The organism is Streptomyces sp. NPDC001709 (assembly GCF_053596375.1).
The window spans coordinates 137,988-155,705 of record NZ_JBSFGB010000020.1; the positions used below are offsets into that span (position 1 = coordinate 137,988).

The 17,718-nt window shown below is 70.9% G+C and carries 12 protein-coding genes and 1 pseudogene; 5 read left to right on the top strand and 8 right to left on the bottom strand.

Features of this window, described 5'->3' with window-relative positions:
• The first annotated feature begins 13 nt into the window (after nt 1–13).
• Both ACWC0C_RS27680 and ACWC0C_RS27685 read left to right on the top strand, forming a co-directional pair.
• A complete protein-coding gene (locus ACWC0C_RS27680; protein ID WP_450866573.1) occupies nt 14–1,384 on the top strand; it encodes an MBL fold metallo-hydrolase in 1,371 nt (456 codons plus the stop codon).
• Nucleotides 1,381–2,643, top strand: coding sequence for an MFS transporter (locus tag ACWC0C_RS27685; protein WP_450866575.1), 1,263 nt, complete (start codon nt 1,381–1,383; stop codon nt 2,641–2,643). Before ACWC0C_RS27680 ends, ACWC0C_RS27685 begins: the two co-directional genes overlap by 4 nt.
• Before the next feature lie 37 nt (nt 2,644–2,680).
• On the opposite strand, the gene ACWC0C_RS27690 is transcribed toward ACWC0C_RS27685, so the two are convergent.
• From ACWC0C_RS27690 to ACWC0C_RS27715, 6 genes and pseudogenes are all read right to left on the bottom strand, one after another.
• Nucleotides 2,681–4,078: an FAD-binding oxidoreductase gene (locus ACWC0C_RS27690; protein ID WP_450866577.1), complete on the bottom strand. Its 1,398-nt coding sequence runs from the start codon at nt 4,076–4,078 to the stop codon at nt 2,681–2,683.
• Between the two features lie 19 nt (nt 4,079–4,097).
• Nucleotides 4,098–5,180 carry a class I SAM-dependent methyltransferase gene (locus ACWC0C_RS27695; protein WP_450866579.1) on the bottom strand — a complete coding sequence of 361 codons (1,083 nt, stop codon included), beginning with the start codon at nt 5,178–5,180 and terminating at the stop codon, nt 4,098–4,100.
• Between the two features lie 120 nt (nt 5,181–5,300).
• A complete protein-coding gene (locus ACWC0C_RS27700; RefSeq protein WP_450866580.1) occupies nt 5,301–8,048 on the bottom strand; it encodes a bifunctional YncE family protein/alkaline phosphatase family protein in 2,748 nt (915 codons plus the stop codon).
• A gap of 4 nt (nt 8,049–8,052) precedes the next feature.
• Entirely contained in the window at nt 8,053–9,417 is a 1,365-nt protein-coding gene (locus tag ACWC0C_RS27705) for an ABC transporter permease (protein ID WP_450866582.1), read from the bottom strand.
• Nucleotides 9,418–9,695: 278 nt separating this feature from the next.
• Nucleotides 9,696–10,631: pseudogene (locus tag ACWC0C_RS27710) on the bottom strand (ABC transporter ATP-binding protein); the annotation flags it as partial.
• Nucleotides 10,632–10,774: 143 nt separating this feature from the next.
• Complete coding sequence (locus tag ACWC0C_RS27715; protein WP_450866584.1) at nt 10,775–11,755, bottom strand: asparaginase; 981 nt, start codon at nt 11,753–11,755, stop codon at nt 10,775–10,777.
• Nucleotides 11,756–12,011: 256 nt separating this feature from the next.
• Here ACWC0C_RS27715 and ACWC0C_RS27720 point away from each other — a divergent pair, with 256 nt between their 5' ends.
• Nucleotides 12,012–13,241 (top strand): glycoside hydrolase family 88 protein, encoded by a 1,230-nt coding sequence (locus ACWC0C_RS27720; protein WP_450866586.1) that lies wholly within the window; start codon nt 12,012–12,014, stop codon nt 13,239–13,241.
• A 134-nt stretch (nt 13,242–13,375) separates the two neighbouring features.
• On the opposite strand, the gene ACWC0C_RS27725 is transcribed toward ACWC0C_RS27720, so the two are convergent.
• Nucleotides 13,376–14,785, bottom strand: coding sequence for a hypothetical protein (locus ACWC0C_RS27725; RefSeq protein ID WP_450866588.1), 1,410 nt, complete (start codon nt 14,783–14,785; stop codon nt 13,376–13,378).
• A 173-nt stretch (nt 14,786–14,958) separates the two neighbouring features.
• On the opposite strand from ACWC0C_RS27725, the gene ACWC0C_RS27730 reads away from it, so the two are divergent.
• Nucleotides 14,959–15,864 (top strand): hypothetical protein, encoded by a 906-nt coding sequence (locus ACWC0C_RS27730; protein WP_450866589.1) that lies wholly within the window; start codon nt 14,959–14,961, stop codon nt 15,862–15,864.
• A gap of 48 nt (nt 15,865–15,912) precedes the next feature.
• Here ACWC0C_RS27730 and ACWC0C_RS27735 read toward each other — a convergent pair whose 3' ends face one another.
• Entirely contained in the window at nt 15,913–16,476 is a 564-nt protein-coding gene (locus ACWC0C_RS27735) for a hypothetical protein (protein WP_449194488.1), read from the bottom strand.
• Nucleotides 16,477–16,774: 298 nt separating this feature from the next.
• Between ACWC0C_RS27735 and ACWC0C_RS27740 the strand changes: the two genes are divergently transcribed.
• Complete coding sequence (locus ACWC0C_RS27740; protein ID WP_450866591.1) at nt 16,775–17,701, top strand: alpha/beta hydrolase; 927 nt, start codon at nt 16,775–16,777, stop codon at nt 17,699–17,701.
• Nucleotides 17,702–17,718: the final 17 nt, after the last annotated feature.

Here is a 17,718-nt window from a genome sequence, read left to right on the forward strand (position 1 = left end):
TTGGAGGACTGCCGTGGGTTTCGCCGACGACCATCTGATCCCGCTGGTGGACGAGGGGCTGGGCAACAGCGCCTACCTCGTCGACCTGGGCGACGGCCGTGCCCTGGCCGTGGACGCGAGCCGTGACCTGCGTGACCTGCGGGCCGCCGCCACCCGGCGCGGGCTACGCGTCGCGTACGCGGCCGACACCCATCTGCACGCCGACTTCCTCTCCGGTGCCGTCCAGCTCGGCCACGACCACGGGGCCACCGTGCTGGCCTCGGCCGCGGGCGGCCGCGCCTTCGAGCACCGGGGCCTCGCGGACGGCGACGAGGTCGCCCTGGGCGGACTGACGCTGCGTGCCCTGGCGACCCCCGGGCACACCGACGAGCACCTGTCCTTCCTGCTGCTGGACGGCAGCCGCGCGCTCGGGGTGTTCACCGGCGGCTCGCTGATCGTGAACTCCGCCGCCCGCACCGACCTCCTCGGCGCCGAACGCACCGAGGAACTGGCCCGCGCCCAGTACCGGTCCCTGCGGCGGCTGACCCGGCTGCCGGACGAGACCGCGGTGTGGCCCACCCACGGCGCGGGCTCGTTCTGCTCGGCCCCGCCCGGCACCGAGCGCACCAGCACCATCGGCACCGAGAAGCGGGCGAACCCGCTGCTCGCCGCAGCCGACGAGGACGCCTTCGTGTCCCGGCTGCTCGCGAGCCTCGGCAGCTACCCCGCCTACTTCGACCGGCTCGCCGAGCACAACCGGCGCGGTCCCGCCGTCCTGACCGCCGTACCGCGGCTGCCTGCCCTGGGGACCGGGCAGGTCAGCGCGCTGCTCGCGGACGGCGGCCATGTGGTCGACGTCCGTCCCGCGGCCCACTTCGCCGCCGGGCACATACCGGGGTCGGTCTCCATACCCCTGCGTGCCCAGTTCGCCACCTGGCTGGGCTGGCTCCTGCCCGGTGAGGACCCCATCGCCTTCGTCACCGGCGAGGACCAGGATGTGCCGGAGATCGTCTGGCAGGCGTACAAGATCGGCTACGAGCGCCTCGCCGGCCGCCTCTCGGGAGGCATGACCGCCTGGCGGGAGGCCGGCCTGCCCACCTCGGTCACCCCGTTCGTCACCCCCGGCCAGGCACCGGCGGCCCCGTACCTCGACGTCCGGCAGTCGGCCGAGTACGCCGCCGGGCACGTCCCCGGCGCTCTCCACCTCGAACTCGGTGCCCTCGCCGCCCACGCGGCGGAGGTGCCCCGGGGCGCCGTGGTGGCCTGCGGGCACGGGGAGCGCGCCATGACCGCCGCCAGCCTCCTGGAACGCGCCGGCCACAGCGGCCTCACCGTCCTGAACGGCGGCCCCGGCGCGTACGCCGCCGCCCACGGCCGACAGCTCACCGAGGGCGACGCCCGGTGAACGCGACCACCAAGTCCGCGGCCAGGCCCGTTCGGCTGGGACTGCGCGAGAACTGGGCGCAGTTCACCCTGCTCGTCATCGTCAACATCTGCGTCGGCGGGCTGGTCGGCCTGGAACGCACCACCGTCCCGCTCATCGGCGCCCGCACCTTCGGCCTGACCAGTGACCTGGCCGTCTTCTCCTTCATCATCGCCTTCGGCCTCACCAAGGCCCTCACCAACCTCGCCGCCGGGGCGCTCACCGCGCGCTTCCGCCGTAAGCGACTGCTGGTGGCGGGCTGGCTCATCGGCGTCCCCGTACCGTTCGCCCTGGCGTGGGCGCCGTCCTGGGGCTGGATCGTCGCGGCGAACGTACTGCTCGGGCTCAACCAGGGCCTGACCTGGTCGATGACCGTCAACATGAAGATCGACCTGGTCGGCCCCGCCCGGCGCGGACTGGCCACGGGTCTGAACGAGGCGGCCGGCTACACCGCCGTGGGCGTCACCGCGCTTGTCACCGGCTACCTCGCCACCGGCTACGGCCTGCGCCCCGTCCCGGAGCTCATCGGCGTGGTGTTCGTCGCCGCCGGACTCGCCCTCGCCCTGGTCGTGCGCGACACCGCCGCGCACGTCGCCCTGGAGCTCTCCCGGTACACCGAGCCCCTGCCCACCCGCGAGAGCACCTCCCTGGCCGCCACCTTCGCCCGGACCTCCTGGCACCACCGGTCCCTGCGCGGCGCCAGCCAGGCCGGCCTGGTCAACAATCTCAACGACGGCCTCACCTGGGGCGTCTTCCCTCTGCTCTTCACCGACCACGGTCTCGGACTCGCCGCCGTCGGCCTCATCAAGGGCCTCTATCCCGTCCTGTGGGGCCTCGGCCAGATCCACACCGGCCACCTCTCGGACCGCATCGGCCGCAAACCCCTCGTCGTCACCGGCATGCTCGTGCAGGCCGCCGGATTCGTCCTCGCCCTCGTCCTGCTGGACACCCCGCTCCTGGCGGGCGTCCTGTCCGCCGTCGCGCTCGGTCTCGGCACCGCCATGGTCTACCCGGCCCTGATCGCCTGCGTCTCCGACCACGCGCACCCCGCCTGGCGGGCGGGCGCCCTGGGCACCTACCGCTTCTGGCGGGACATCGGCTATGCCGTCGGCGCGCTCGTCGCAGGCGTCCTCGCCGACGCCCTCGGCCTGGACGCCACCGTCATCGCCGCCGCCGTCCTCACCGCCGGCTCCGGCCTGCTCGCGGCCCGCTGGATCAGCGAAGGCGGCACCAGCCGCTGACGGACAGCGCCCGCACGGTTCGCGGCGTGGGCGCGCGTCAGTCCGGGGCCGGCGGGATGTTCTGGTTGGCGTGGAACAGGTTGTCCGGGTCGTAGGCGTGCTTGACCGAGGCCAGGCGGTCGTAGTGGCCGCGGTAGGTGGCCCGGACCCGGTCCCGGCTCTCCCCGTGGCCGATGAAATTGACGTAGGAGCCGCCCATGGAGTGCGGGTGCAGGTCGGTCCAGTAGTCGACGCACCACTGCTTGATCGCTTCGACGTTGGCGGGGTCCGGGTCGATGCCGGCGATCACTCCGGACCAGACGGCGTCCCGGTAGGCCCATGCCGTGTCGTCCGCGCCGACCTGGTGGGCCGCACCGTCCACCGGGTACAGGTGCATGGTCGACAGGCCGGTCGGGATGTTCTCCCCGTACTTGTGGTGCACCTCGATCGCGGCGTCGGAGACGGTGTCGAAGAAGTCTCCGCGCCAGTACCACTGCAACCCCTCGAGGAGCAGTTCGTCGAACATGGTCTGCAGGACGGGGTAGGGCATGGGGGTGGTGAAGTGGAAGGCCGGCGGCGCCGGCTCGTTCACCGCGGCGAACACCTCCGTCAGGTGCTCGCCGTCGAGGTCACCCGTGTAGCACCACACGACCCCGCACATCTTCCGGCCGTGGATCGGCTCGGGGAAGGGCGGGCCGGGCGGTACGACGAGCAGGGCGAAGAACCCGCTGAGCTCGTCCGGCGCCGCGGGCACGAACTCCCGGTACCAGCGCAGCACTTCGGGAGTGCGGTCGACCGGCCACAGGGTCACCGCGACACCGACCGCCGCCGCCGGGTGGAGCCGGAAGGTGAACGACGTGACCACGCCGAAGTTGCCGCCCCCGCCCCGGAGCGCCCAGAACAGGTCCGGGTGGTTCCTCGCCGAGGCCGTGACATAGCTGCCGTCGGCGAGCACGACGTCGGCCGACAGCAGGCTGTCGATCGTCAGGCCGTACCTGCGGGTGAGATGGCCGTGGCCACCGCCCAGGGTGAGACCGCCGACACCCGTGGTGGACATGATCCCGGACGGCACGGCGCGCCCGAAGGCATGTGTCGCATGGTCGACGTCACCGAGCCGGCTGCCGCCGCCCACCTGGACGGTGTCCGTCTCCGGGTCCACCCTGACCCAGCGCATCGGCGACAGATCGAGGACCAGTGCGTCGTCGACCAGGCACAGACCCGGGCCGCTGTGGCCGCCGCCGCGCACCGCTAGCTGGGCGCCGGTGTCCCGGGCGAAGGAGATCGTCGCCCGTACGTCCGCCACGTCCACGCACTGGGCGAAGGCGGCGGGCCGCCGGTCGATCATGGCGTTGTGGATACGGCGAGCCTCGTCATAGCCGGGGTCCTGCGGTGTGATCACGGGTCCCCGCAGTGCCTCGCGCAGCCGGGCGACAGCCGTTTCGTCGATGGTGCTCATGGCCGCCCACCTTTCCGGGTCAGCGCTTGGTCGCCACGTAATAGGCGTTGAGCGGGTCGCCCTCCACCGACTTGATGTCGATGTCCCCGAACCCCGCCTCCTCCAGCATGCGCAGGGCCGTCTCCCGGCCCCACACCGTGCCCAGACCGGCTCCGCCCGTACTGAGCGAGGTGGTCATGCAGTAGAAGACCGAGAAGCCGTAGAGCGCGGGGGCGAAGGGATGGCCGATGTTCTGCTCCAGCCTGCTGGAGGCGGCGATGTCGCCCATGAGGAACGTGCCTCCGGGGCGCAGGGCGCGGGCGATCGCCGCGAGGGTCTCGGCCGGCCGGGCCAGGTCGTGGATGACGTCGAAGGCGGTGACGAGGTCGTACTCGGCGGTTATCTGCGCCGAATCGGCGACGGTGTAGTTCAGGTTGTGCAGACGGGCACAAGCCGCTTCGGCCTGTGCGGTCGCGATCGCGGCCTCCGACTGGTCCAGCCCGTGGAAGCGGCTCGCGGGGAACGCCTTCGCCAGCACGAGCGGGGCATGGCCCTGTCCCGTGCCCACGTCGAGCACATCGATGCCGGACCGCAGGCGTTCGGCAAGCCCCGGCACCAGCGGCACGATCACATCGACCAGCGCGGCGTCGTAGACCCGGGCGGTCTCCGCCGCCTGCAGCGCCTGGAAGCGGGGGTATGCCGAATACGGCACTCCCCCGCCCCTGCGGAAGCACCGCACGACCTGCTGCTCGACCTCGCCCATGACCGCGACGAACGGCATCATGGCCGCCAGGTTGTCCCGGCCCGCCGCTGTGGTCAGCGATGCGGCGTGCTCAGGGGGCAACGCGTAGGTGTCGCCCGACGGGTCGTAGTCGACGAATCCGCCGACGACCATGCCGCCCAGCCACTCCCGCACATACCGTTCGTCGAGGTCCGCCGCCTTGGCGATGTCGGCGCCGGACGACGGGGGCAGGCCGGCCAGGGTGTCGAACAGGCCGCACTGGTGGCCGACGCTCGTGAGCAGAGCCAGCGCGGCCTTGTTGAGCACGTCGACCATCTCGGCCGCGAACGCCTCCTGCCCGGCGGGATCCGGTGACGCCTGCGGCTGCTGGGAAACCGACATGTTTCCTCCTTCACCGCGGAAGAAGTCGCCTTTTATCAGGTTATGCCGGAATCAAAAGGCCGGGAGGACCCCTGGCGGGCGGTGGAGCGGGCCGGGGGTCCTCGGTGGGTTCAGGCTGTGTCAGCCGTCGTTCTCCGACGACGGGATATAGGCACCCGGCACGTCGTTCGGTGCGTAGATCTTCTTCTCACCGGGGTACGGCGTCTTCCAGTTGCGCGTCTGGTACCAGGTGAAGTGGTTCATCTGGGCGGGGTTCGCGTAGTCGGCGATGGCGTGGGGGCCGGTCAGATGCTGCTTGGACTTCCAGGCGTCCCACTCGGCGGCGAGCTTCCCCATGTCCGCCGGGACCTTCGCCGACGGGACGGCCGCCGCCTTGGGGTCCTGCGGTGCCGGGGTGTCCACGCCACAGGGGGGCGGGGTCTTCAGGCCGTCGGTCAGCGAGGTCCGGTTGGGCAGCGCGGTGAACGGCGTGAAGTCCGGGTGCCGGGTGAACGCCCCGGCCATCGGGCTGGCCGCACTGTCCTTCTGGTTCATCGGGTGGATCCCGAGGATCTGCTCGATGGTCCGGATCATCGTGATCTGCGAATAGTAGCGGCTGTCGACCGTGTCGTGCTGGGCCCAGGGACTGATGATCTGGATCGGGGCACGGTGCCCGTCGACGTGGTCGAGGCCTGCCTGGGAGTCGTCCTCGACGACGAAGATCGCCGAGTCCTTCCAGTACTTGCTGTGGGAGATCTCGTCGACCATCTTGCCGACCGCGAGGTCGTTGTCCGCCACCTGAGCCGTCGCGCTCGCCGGACCACCGGTGTGGTCGTTGGAGAGCCAGAACATGTTCAGGTTCGCCGGCCCGTTCTTCTCGAAGTCCTGCTTCCAGATCTCGTACTTGTAGATGTCCGGCACGTCGAGGTCGAACATCGGGAAGCCGGGCGCCGACACGGCGTTCAGCGACGGGATCGCCGAGCCCGTCTGTATGGGATAGGCGGTGGACTGGCCGGTCGCGTCCATGTCCTTGGCGTCGCAGTACAGGTTCTGCCAGGTCGCGCCGGACGGCTTGCTCTCGATCGACTGGAACTCGCCGAAGTCCCGCACGGTCTTCCCGGCGGCCTGCGCGCCGGTCCACAGGAAGCCGGACTTCTGGTGGCCGAGAGCGTCGTTCTCGGTGTCGTAGCTGCGCTGGTACTCGCCGGCCGAGGACTCGGTGTACTCCGGGTCGTCGGCCTGCATCAGCCAGTTGTGGCCCTCGGCGGAGTTCGTGCCGATGTCATACGTGTTGTCGTAGAGGCCGAACTGCTGGGCCAGCGCGTGCTGGTTCGGCGTCACGTTCTCGCCGAACTGCGTGACCGACGGGTCGCCGTCGCCCTCCGGCACGTCGCCGAGGACCTGGTCGTAGGTCCGGTTCTCCTTGACGATCATGAAGACGTGCTTGATCGTCGAGGGGTCGCCGAGCCGCCGCGGGACCGGCACCGGCCACGCCTTGCCCCTGCCCCGGGCCACCACGACGGAGCCGGGGGTCCAGCCGTTCTGCTGGAAGACCTTGGCCGTCTCGGACCTGATGACGCTGTCGTCCGGCAGCGTGAACCGCTGCACGCTCGACGTCGTGTCATGGGTGCCGTGCCCGGCGGGATTGTTCGGTCGGCGGGCGTCGATGCCACGGGTGTTGGAGACCAGCACCTGGTCGCCGACGGTGGTGATCTCCGCGGGGAAGTAGTCCGTCGGCAGCAGGCCGACGTAACTCACCGGCTCCTGCGGGCTCTTGTACCGGTAGACGGCGACCGCGTTGGCCCGGCCGAGCGTCACCAGCAGGCGGCCGTCGTCGGTGAGCGTCACCGCGTTGGGCTCGTAGCCCACCGACGCCTCCGGCCACGGCTGGGTGGCTATGGTCTGCACGACCTTGTCCTTGTCGGTGTCGATGACCGACACATTGTTGCTGGCCGTGTTGGTGACGAACAGCGCCTTGCCCTTGGCGTACAGGGCGGTCGGGTGCAGACCGACGTCGATGCTGGAGGGGGCCTCGGCCGGGTTCGCCAGGTCGATGACGCTGACCGTGCCCGTGGTGGTGGCACCCGTCTTCGGGTCGGCGGGCACCTGGGTGCCGTACGAGTTCATGGTGGTGTCGCCGGACTGGGCCGGACGGCCGCCCTCGTTGCCGACGTAGAGCTTGGTGCCGACCACGACCATGTCGCGCGGTGCGTTGCCGACGGTCCAGCTCTGCTTGATGGCGCCGGTCGCAGCGTCGATGGCGACCACCCGGTTCTGGCCGTTGACCGCCGAGTACACGGTGGAGCCGTCGGACGAGAACACCGCCTGGCCCACCAGCGCGTGCTTGGTTCCGTCCGCCGGGATCTTGACGGCCGTCGGATTGGCGACCGTGCCGTCCGGGTTGACCGTGAACTTCGTGTAGCCGTCGGTCTGGCCGAGCCACAGCTGCGTGCCGTCGGGCGAGTATGTGGGGCCTTCCTGGCCCACCGAGTTGCTGCTCAGGCGCGGGGTCGACGACGCGGCGGCGCCGACGACCTGCTGCACCTGCCAGTTCTTCACGTCGACGATGGCCAGTGCGCTCCCGCCGTCGGTGACCGAGGCCGCGAGATGGGTGCCGTCCGGGCTGAGGGAGGACGACATGATCTTGCCGTTGTTGAGGACGAGGCGTTCGCCGTACGGGGCGAGGTACTGGTCGCTGGAGATGACCTGGCCCCGGTCGGTCGCCTGGCCGACCTGATCGGTGCCGAACTGGTGCGTCTGGGCGTAACCGATGCCGGCGGTGGTGGCGAGGACCACCGCTGTGGCGGCCGCCGTGAGGCTGGTCCGGCGTCCGAGGCGTCTACCGAGGAACTCCGTCTCCACAGGCCGGCGGTGGCGGGTTACCTGCATGGAGTCATCCCTTCGAGGTGCTGAGAAGTTCGACGTCGCCGTCGAACTGCCAAAGAGGGTTCGGCGCGTCCCCGGTCGGGGTGCGCACCAGGAAGTAGCCGTTCACTTCCTTCGGTCCGTCGCCGTCGGCCACGAACCGCCCGTCGGAGGTGACGTCGAGCTGGTAGATGGCCGTCCCGGTGGCCTCGACGTCGGGGAGATGCCAGGAGACGACGCAGCGCCAGTCGTTGCCGGGCCCCTCGGCGGCGACCCTGACACTGCCCTTGTTGCACGACGCCGTGGCCTTCAGCTGCGCTTCGGTGACGTCGGGGCGGTTGAGCTGCTTGGTCTGTATGCGATAGAGGTGGGCGAACTCCGTGGCGAGGGAGTGCTGCACCTTGTCCTGCGAGATCCCGGAGCCCGTGGCGCCGGTCGCCGAGGCGACGACGGCAACGGTCACGCCGGCCAGTCCGGCGAGCGGCAGGAGGCCGTGGGTGACCGCACGGCGGCCCGAGCCGTCGTCGGTCAGGTTGGTGAAGTCGCGCCGCAGGAAGAGGAGATAGGCCAGCGCGGTCGCGGTCACGGCCCACACCAGGCTGACGACGATGCCGATCACGAGCGGACCGAGCTCTGCCGGATCGGAGAACAGACCGTTCCAGGCGATGAACGCCCAGCTGGGCAGGGACACGCGCACGGCGACGGGGAGCGGCAGCATCTGGGCCAGCTGCATCGCCAGTGCGACAACCGCTGGGAGCAGCAGTCCCATCGGGGACCGTCCCAACGCCACGGATCCGAGGAGGCCGATTCCGGCCAGGGCCAGGGTCGGTGCGAGTACGCAGGCCCAGGCGAGCAGGACCTTGCCGGCGGCGTCCCCCGGGGAGAGCAGGTGGCCGTCGAGGCCGACGAGCGGATGGTTGCCGATCGCCGCGAGGCCGCCGACCGTGCTCGAGGCGGCCAGCCCGGCCACCAGGAGCAGAATCACCGTCAGACTCGCCAGTGTCTTCGCCGCGAAGATGCGGCGGGGCGAGCGGACGGCCACGAGCAGATGGCGCCATGTGCCGAGCCGGTCCTCGGACGCGAACACGTCGCCGGCGACGACTGAGGTCAGCAGCGGGAGCGCCCAGGTGCCCGAGAAGCCGAGTATCACCAGGGGTCCGGCCCAGCCCGTGGCGAGCATCCAGCGGCCGAAGAGGGTGTCGGCGGGCAGCGTGCTCTGCTGGCTCACCCCGGCGACGAAGAGCGCGGGCGCGATCCAGCAGGCGAGCACCAGCAGGCGGATCCGCCATTGCGAGACGAGCTTGACCACTTCGAAGCGATAGCCACGGGCAACCGAGACGCGGACTGCGGCTCCGGTGGGGGCGAGGGTGGCGGCGGGGGCGTTTGCGGTCATCGGCCGGCCTCCTGCTGCTGGGCGTCGGTCTGTTGCGGCAGAGCGCCGCCGGTTGCCGGCCGCTTGACATCGGATTCCTGCGACGCGCCACGGGACTCCGGCTCCTCGGCATGGGACCCCTCCGGCACGACAGGGGACCCCTCCGGCACGACACCGGACCCCGGCCGCACAGCACCCGACCCCTCCGCCACGACACCGGACCCCGGCCGCACGGCACCGAACTCCTGCTGCCCTCTGGCCCGCTCTCGGTGCCCGGTGTCGGATCCATCCCCGTCGGTGCCCGGCCTCTGCTGATCGGTGAGGGCGAGGAACGCCGCTTCGAGCGGGGATACGACGGGGGCGAGTTCGCGCAACGCGATGCCCGAGTGGACGAGCCGCACCACCAGTTCGTCCACGGCGGCGATCAGGGCGCGTACGACGAGCACCTCGGCGCCGTGGCGTCCCGCCGCGTCGTCGACCACGCGGATCCCGGGCGTGTCGGCAGCCAGTCGGAGGGCGGCCTGCGGGTCGGAGGTGAGCAACCGGTAGTCGAGTTCACGGTTCTCGGCGGCCAGCTTGCTCAGCGGACCGGAGAAGACGACCCGTCCGGTGGCGAGGATGGTGACCTCGGAGCACAGTGCCTCGAGGTCGTCCATGCGGTGGCTCGACAGCACGACGCTGGTGCCCTCCGCCGCGAGCCGGGTCAGGACACCGTGTACGTGTCTCTTGCCGGCCGGGTCGAGGCCGTTGGACGGCTCGTCGAGCACGAGCAACCGGGGCTTGGTGAGCAGGGCTGCGGCGAGGCCGAGCCGTTGCCGCATGCCCAGGGAGAAACCGCGGGTCCGGTCGTCGGCCACATCGGTGAGCCCGACCTGGTCGAGCACCTCGTCGATGCCCGCGGTGCGTGCGTCGTGACCGCGCAGAGCGGCCAGCGCGGCGAGATTCTGCCTGGCGGTGAGCGAGGGGTAGAGCCCCGGGCCGTCCACGAACCCGGCGACACCGTCGGGCGCCGCGAACGTCCTCCCCACCGGCGTACCGAGGATCTCGAGGCGGCCGCTGTCGGCCACGGCCAGGCCGAGCAGGAGCCCGAGAAGCGTCGTCTTGCCGGCGCCGTTCGGGCCGACCAGGCCGTGGATCCGTCCCTGCGCCACATCCAGATCGATGCCGTCGAGTGCGACGACCTCACCGAAGCACTTGGTGATCCCGCGAGCCCGGATCGCAAGGAATGAGTCCATGAGCCCCTTCTTTCGAAAGCCTCAAGGACCCTAGGGAGGGCACACGACACCCACAGGAATCGCCAGTTGAACGCTCATGGAACGGAAGACAACAGGCGTGCACCCATAACCTGACTATACGTCAGTGGGACCGTGACAAACAGTCAGAACACAGCCCGCACCTCCCCCACCGCCCCTCCCCCGCCCAGCACCGGGGCACACCCAACGCGGTCCACGACCGGCGCGGTCACCCCGCTCAGGCACAACGCACGGGCCAGGACGGGACCGAGGGCCCGGACCCCGCCGTCCTGGATCTTGAGCGCCAGGGAACGGCCGTCGGGCAGGGCGAGGGCCTGGACGGCTTCCGCGCCCACCTTCGAGAGAGCGCCCGGTATGTCCCGCATGAGCCAGGTGTCGTGCCGTCGGGTACCGGCGACGTACTCGGGGTGGGCGCGCATGGCGTCGGCGACCCGCCGTTCGGGTGTGCCGGGTGCGGCGAGGACGAAGGAGCGGAAGGCGCGGGCGAGGCCGGTCAGGCTGATCGCCAGCAACGGCGCCCCACAGCCGTCCACGCCGACGGCGGCGACCGGTTCTCCGGCGGTCTCCTCGACGACCGTGCGGATGAGCCGCTGGAGCGGATGGTCCGGGTCCGGATAGGACTCCAGGGGCCAGCCCCGTAGCGCGGCGGCTGCCAGCATCGCCGTGTGTTTGCCGGAGCAGTTCATGGCCACCCGCTCACGCCGGCCGCCCGCCGCCAGATAGGCCTCCTGCTCCTCCTGGTCCAGCGGGAGGGCGGGCGGGCACCGCAGCTGCTCGGGGGTCAGTCCGTGCTCGCGGAGCATCGCCCGCACCAGGTCGCGGTGGAAGGGCTCACCCGAGTGGCTCGCCGCCGCCAGGGCCAGCCGCTCTCCCCCGAGGTCGAGGCCGGCCCGCAGCACGCCCGCCGCCTGCATCGGCTTGTTGGAGGAACGCGGGAAGACGGGAGACGTCACGTCGCCGATCGCCAACTCCACCGAGCCGTCCGCGGCTAGCAGCACCACGCTGCCCCGGTGCCGCCCTTCGACGAATCCGGACCGGACGACCTCGGCGAGCACCGGGATACCCGGCGCCGCGCTCACGGTGGGGGTGACAGCTGGCTGACGCATGCGCGGTTCACCTTCCGGATGGGAATCGGGGCCGACCCGCCCGACCGTCCACCGGGATCGCCGGATACGCCGGCCGGATGAGCGGGTCGCTGCGCACGGTAACCCATGGCCAAGCCTGCGCACCGCAGGCAGGCGTCGCGTTCCAGCCCCGCATTCATTCACATACACGAACATCACACACATGGGTATACGCGAGGCCACTGCCGTGCCAGACTCCCCAACGTCCTTGCCGCATCGCCTACTTGGAGGACCGTCCATGAGCGTCTCCCGGCGCACTGTCCTCGCCGTGGCCGCCGGCGCCACGGCAACCGCCGCCTCACCAGCGCAGGCTGCGGAGGCGACCGGCGTCCAGGACGCCTCGGCGTCGACGGGACGTGTGCTCCGCGCGGCCGCCGACTACGCGGTGGAGAAGTTGCGTGCCGTCGCACCGGGGGTGAGCGCCTTTCCGGTCGGCACGAAATTCGAGAAGTGGGTCTTCTCCCAGAACGGCGACTGGGTCGGCGGGTTCTGGCCGGGGACGCTGTGGATGGCGTATCTGTACAGCAAAGACGACGGATTCCGGACGCTGGCGCTGGACTCCGCCCGCAAACTCGCTCCGCGCCGGTACGACACCACCACCCACGACCTCGGTTTCCTCTTCTATCCGTCGTGGGTCACCGCCTGGCGGCTGACGGGCGACGACAGTTGGCGTGCGGGCGCCGTACGAGCGGCCGATTCACTGATCCGGCGATACAACCCGCGGGGCCACTTCATCCGGGCGTGGGGGGCGCTGGACGACCCGAACAACGCGGGCCGGGTCATCATGGACACGATCATGAACCTCGACCTGCTGGCCTTCGCCAGTCGGCAGACGGGCGACGAGAAGTACCTCCGCATCGCCGTGGAACACGCCAGGACAGCACAACGGGTCTTCCCCCGCGAGGACGGCTCGACGCCCCACGTCTTCGACTTCGACCCCGACACCGGCGCGCCGATCGGCCCCAACACCGTGCAGGGCTACAGCCCGACCTCCTGCTGGTCCCGCGGACAGTCGTGGGGCATATACGGGTTCACCACCATGTACCGCCGGACCGGAGACCGGCAGTTCCTGTCCACGGCACGCAGACTCGCCGACTTCGCGGTGGGAGCGCTCGGTTCGGACCACGTTCCCGTATGGGACTACCGCGCACCACAAGTGCCGTACGACATCAAGGACGCGTCGGCGGGCGCGGTCACGGCCTGCGGACTGCTCGACCTGTCCGCCGCCAGCGGCAGACCTGAATACCGGCAGGTCGCCCTGCGGATCCTCACCGCCCTGTCGGAAACCTGCCTGACGAGGAATTCCACCCGGGCCGAGGCGATAGTCGCCCGCTGCACCCGCAACCGCCCGGCCGAGGACGGCATCGAGATCTCGCTCCCCTACGCCGACTACTACCTGCTGGAAGGCATCCTGCGCGTGCTGCAGCCGGAGGATGTCGACCGGGCCGTCGACCTGTCCACGGTCTGACCCCCGCAACCGTGAACGGAAGCCGGGGGTCCCTGCCCTGACGGGCGTGTGTGCCGATGCCGAGCAGGTGTGCTCGGCATCGGCGTGCACGGGCCGGGCGGCACCGTCCCCGTTTCCGCCCCGACCGGCGCGGGTCAGTTCAAGGTGAGCGCCGCGGAGTCGTTGCGGCTGTTCGGGTCGAACGCGGGCCGCCGCGAGTGGGCCGGGTCCGGGCCCCAGACCAGCTGGACGCCGCCCTTGGCATGCGTGACCACCTTGTCGACCCGGAGGGTCAGGGTGAAGTCGGTGATCTGACCCTTGGGCAGGACGAAGCCCGACGGGTGGCAGACGTACGGGCCGTGCGCCTCGGCCGTCGGGTTGTCCGACTGCCATGGATGACAGTTGGCCGAACGGCCGACGGCGGTGGTGCCGGGCGGGAGCGTCACCCACACGGTGGGCACGCCCTCACCGCCGCTGCGGTCGTACAGGGTGGCCGGGCCGTTGGCGGACAGGTGGAAGGCGAAGGTCGCGTTCTTCCCCGCGCCGGCCCGCGCGCTCGCGCCCGTGACTCCGAAGTCGGCCGTATTGCGGGCCTGGAAGGAGGCGATCCGGTAGTCGGTGATGTTGTCCGTCTGCGGGAGGGAGACGGAACCGGCCGGGGCCGAGGACGTCCGCCCCGCCTTGATCACCTTCAGCTTGAGCGCGGCCCCCTTGCCCCAGGTCCACTTCAGGCCCTGCCCGTCGGGCCAGCCCGGCTGACCGAGAGGTGCGGTCTTCGTGTCCAGGTACGTGTACAGCGCGGCGGAGTTCACGCGCAGCCGCACCGGTGCGGCCAGGGCCGCCGTCTCCCCGATGCTGATCGCGCCCTTGGGGTAGCACTCCGCGAAATGGATCGTGCCGTTGTACGCGTACTTGCAGTTGGAGTAGTGGTCGGCGAAGTCGAGGCCGGGTGCGGCGGCCAGGACCGTCTGGACTCCCTTGGCGGGACGGTTGCCGACGTTGGTGAACCGGACCGGCTCGCTCACGGTACTGCCGACCTTCAGGCCGCTGTGGTCGGTGAGCTTGTCGAGGCCGAAGGAGGGGCCTCCCACCTCGACCTTGCCCGTGCCGCCCACGATCTGCGCGTGCGCGGAGTGGCCGGTGACCTTGTACGTGCCCGTCGCACCGAGCGGGGCGCCCCTGAGCGGGGTCAGGGTCAGCCGGGTCATGGCACCCATGTGGGTGGTGGGAGAGGAGTCGGACTCGAACATCTCCGAGCACGTGGCCACCAGCCCCTGGGCCGTGCAGTTGTCCGAGAAGGTCACCTTGGCGATCTTCGACAGCCCCCGGGCGTCCACGGTCAGGGTGGCGTCGTACGCCTGGAGGTGCCTGGCCTTGGTCTGGAAGTCGAAGGACACGTCCGCCGTGGCGGGTGCGGCCGGCAGCGCCACCGGCGCCGGTGTGTCGAGGGTGATCACCGGCTGGCCGGTGGCGGCGCCGGCCGGGGCGCTGCCCAGCAGCGCGGCGGCGAGCCCAGCAGTGGATATGAGCACTGCGGCCGGCCCGGTGAGAGATCTTCGTCTCATCTACGTCCTTTGGTCTCAAGGAGCTTCACGAGGATCGACTGAACGATCAGGTGGACCTTAACCCGTGTGTTACGCCCCTGTGACGCTGAACGGACGATTCGAAGATCGGGACCTGTCAAGCTCGGCTTCACACAACGACCTGACCAGTCCATGTCCCTGGGGGAATACAAGTCATGACCATGCGTACCCGCACCATGGCGGCCGCCATCGCCGTGGCCGCAGCCGTGACCGGCTCGGCGCTCCTCGGCGCCTCCGGCGCCGCCTCCGCCGCCCCCGCCTCGCACGGGACCCTGACCGTCAGCAACGGCACCAAGTACGTGCTGATCAACGGGCACCAGGTGAACTTCGGGGTGAACGTCCGGGACCTCGCCTGGTCCCCCGACGGCGCCAAGGCCGCCTTCGTCGACGGCTCCGGCAACCTGGACATCGCCAACCCCGACGGCAGCGGGCGCGTTGTCGTCGCCAAGAACCCCGGGAACCAGAACTGGTCCCACCCGACCTGGCAGGTGACCGCGAAGGACACCCAGAACGGCATCCCCGCCAAGGACAACCTCATCTTCGCGGCGCGCGCGGGCGGTGAGTCCCGGCTGAAGTACATCTCCGCCAAGGCCGTCCACGGCACGCCCAAGACGCTGTCCCTGTACGGCGAGCCGGGTCCGGGCGGTGCGCTGCCGCAGACCGGCAACATCTGGCCGAACGCGGCCGGTCACTACGGCACCTCGGTCTACGCCAACGACCACACCGGTGACGTCTACATCCGTGACGACTACCTGCGCCAGCAGGGCGGCAAGCTCACCGCGGGCTCCCAGCCGGCCCTCTCCCCGAACGAGGAGGAGGTCGTCTTCGTGCGCTCCGTCGCCGGCCACGACCACGTGCTCGTCGAGGACTTCACGCACGGCCGGCACATCAAGGACCTCACCCCGCACGCCACGACCGACTACACCGAGCCGGCCTGGTCCCCCGACGGCAAGACCCTCGCGGTGCGCACCCCGTCCGGCACGGTGACCCTGCCGGCCGACGGCACGGGCCACCCGACCAAGGTCACCTCGACGGTCGGACTGCCGGCGTACCGCTCCTGACCTGGGCCGACGGAACGGGCCGGGCGCGTCCGGAGCGCGAAGTGCGGGTCACTTCGCGGTCCGGGCGAGCTCGGCCCGCAGTTCGTCCAGGTGCGCGTCGGCGGTGTCGTGCGGCAGGAACTCGACGACGTCGAGGAACCGGAAGAGCACCCGGCTGCCGGTGATGGCGTACTCGTACTCCGCGAAGCCCACCACCGCGCCCATGGCGCCCCGGACGGCGCCCCGCACCACATGGGAGGTCATGTCGTCCGGTTCGGCCGCCGACATGCCACGCCGGGCGTTGGGCCGGGCCAGATACGGGCACACCATCGAGGCGTACAGCATGCACGCGCGGTGCCCGGGTCCTTCGAGGGTCGGCGCGAGATTGCGATACGGCCGCCCGGCGGCCAGCGCCTCCCCGATCGCCGCGCTCTCCTCGGCCCCCACCACACGCCACACCGGGCCCTGTGGCATGCCCTGGTTGCACACGGAGCACAGCCGCTTCCGCGCGCACGCGGCGCTGCGTTCGTAGTCGGTCAGCGCGAACTGCGGCTCTTCCCCCTCCCAGGGAGTGATCGCCGGTACGGGATACCCACGAGCATCACGGGGCCTGGCCTCGACCGCCACCGGCATGGGAACACTCTCGAATCGCACAAGGCCATGACTACCAGGCCCGACGGCTTCCGGCCAAGGCCATGACCGACTGCGGCGAACCGCTCGTCGACGTCCTGCCGCGGGACCCGGATGATCTGTGGGACCGCCCACCCTCAACCCGCCGCGTGCGGAGGGTGATTGACTGGGCCGCATGGACCTCGCTGATGACACGCCGCCGCAGACCGGTCCACCCGTCTCGGCGGCTTGGCGCGTGCCTCCGTTCGACCCCGAACTTGCCGTGGTGCTACGGGGTTTGGGGGATGCGGCGAGAGAGCCGGTGACCCCGGAGAATCTTGCGGCCAGGCAGGAGCGGGATGCTGCCGGCCGGCCCCGGCCGACGGTCCGGGATCTCCGGGCCGACGGCCGCTTCGAGGTGGCGGAGCTGCGGGTGCCGGGGCCGCCGGGCGGGCCGGACGTCACGCTGGTGAGCGCACGGCCCGTCGGGATCACCGGGCCGCTGCCCCTGCTGTACTACATGCACGGCGGCGGAATGATCACGGGCAATGCCTGGTCCGTCCTTCCACGGCTCCTTCGTACATGGGCTGCCACCCTGGAGTTGGCGGTCGTCTCCGTCGAGTACCGGCTGGCGCCCGAGGCCCAGTACCCCGCGGCGGTGGAGGACTGCTACGCCGGGCTCGCCTGGGTGGCCGCACACGCGGCCGAGCTGGGCATCGACGCCGATCGTGTCGTCGTCGGGGGAAAGAGCGCCGGTGGCGGACTCGCCGCGGCTCTCGCCCTGCTCACCCGTGACCGGGGCGGACCCGGAACGATCGGGCAGCTGCTCCTGTGCCCGATGCTCGACGACCGCAACGACACTTTCTCCAGTCACCAGATGGCCGGCACCGACACCTGGGACCGGACGTCCAACGCGACCGCGTGGCAGGCGCTGCTGGGCGACCGGTACGGCGCCTCGGACCTGCCGCCCTACGCGGCTCCCGCCCGTGCCGACGATCTGTCCGAGCTGCCCCCGGCCTACATCGAGGTCGGGTCGGCCGAGACCTTGCGGGACGAGGCCGTGGCCTACGCCCAGGCGATCTGGCGGGCCGGCGGCCAGGCCGAACTGCACGTCTGGCCCGGCGCCTTCCACGGCTTCGACACCTTCGCGCCGCAGGCGGCTCTCAGCCAGGACGCCCGGGACGCCCGTACCCGCTGGCTTCGGCGTGTCCTCGCACAGTCCGACACGGCTCACGGGCCGGTCTGTTGACGCCGGTCATCGGCATC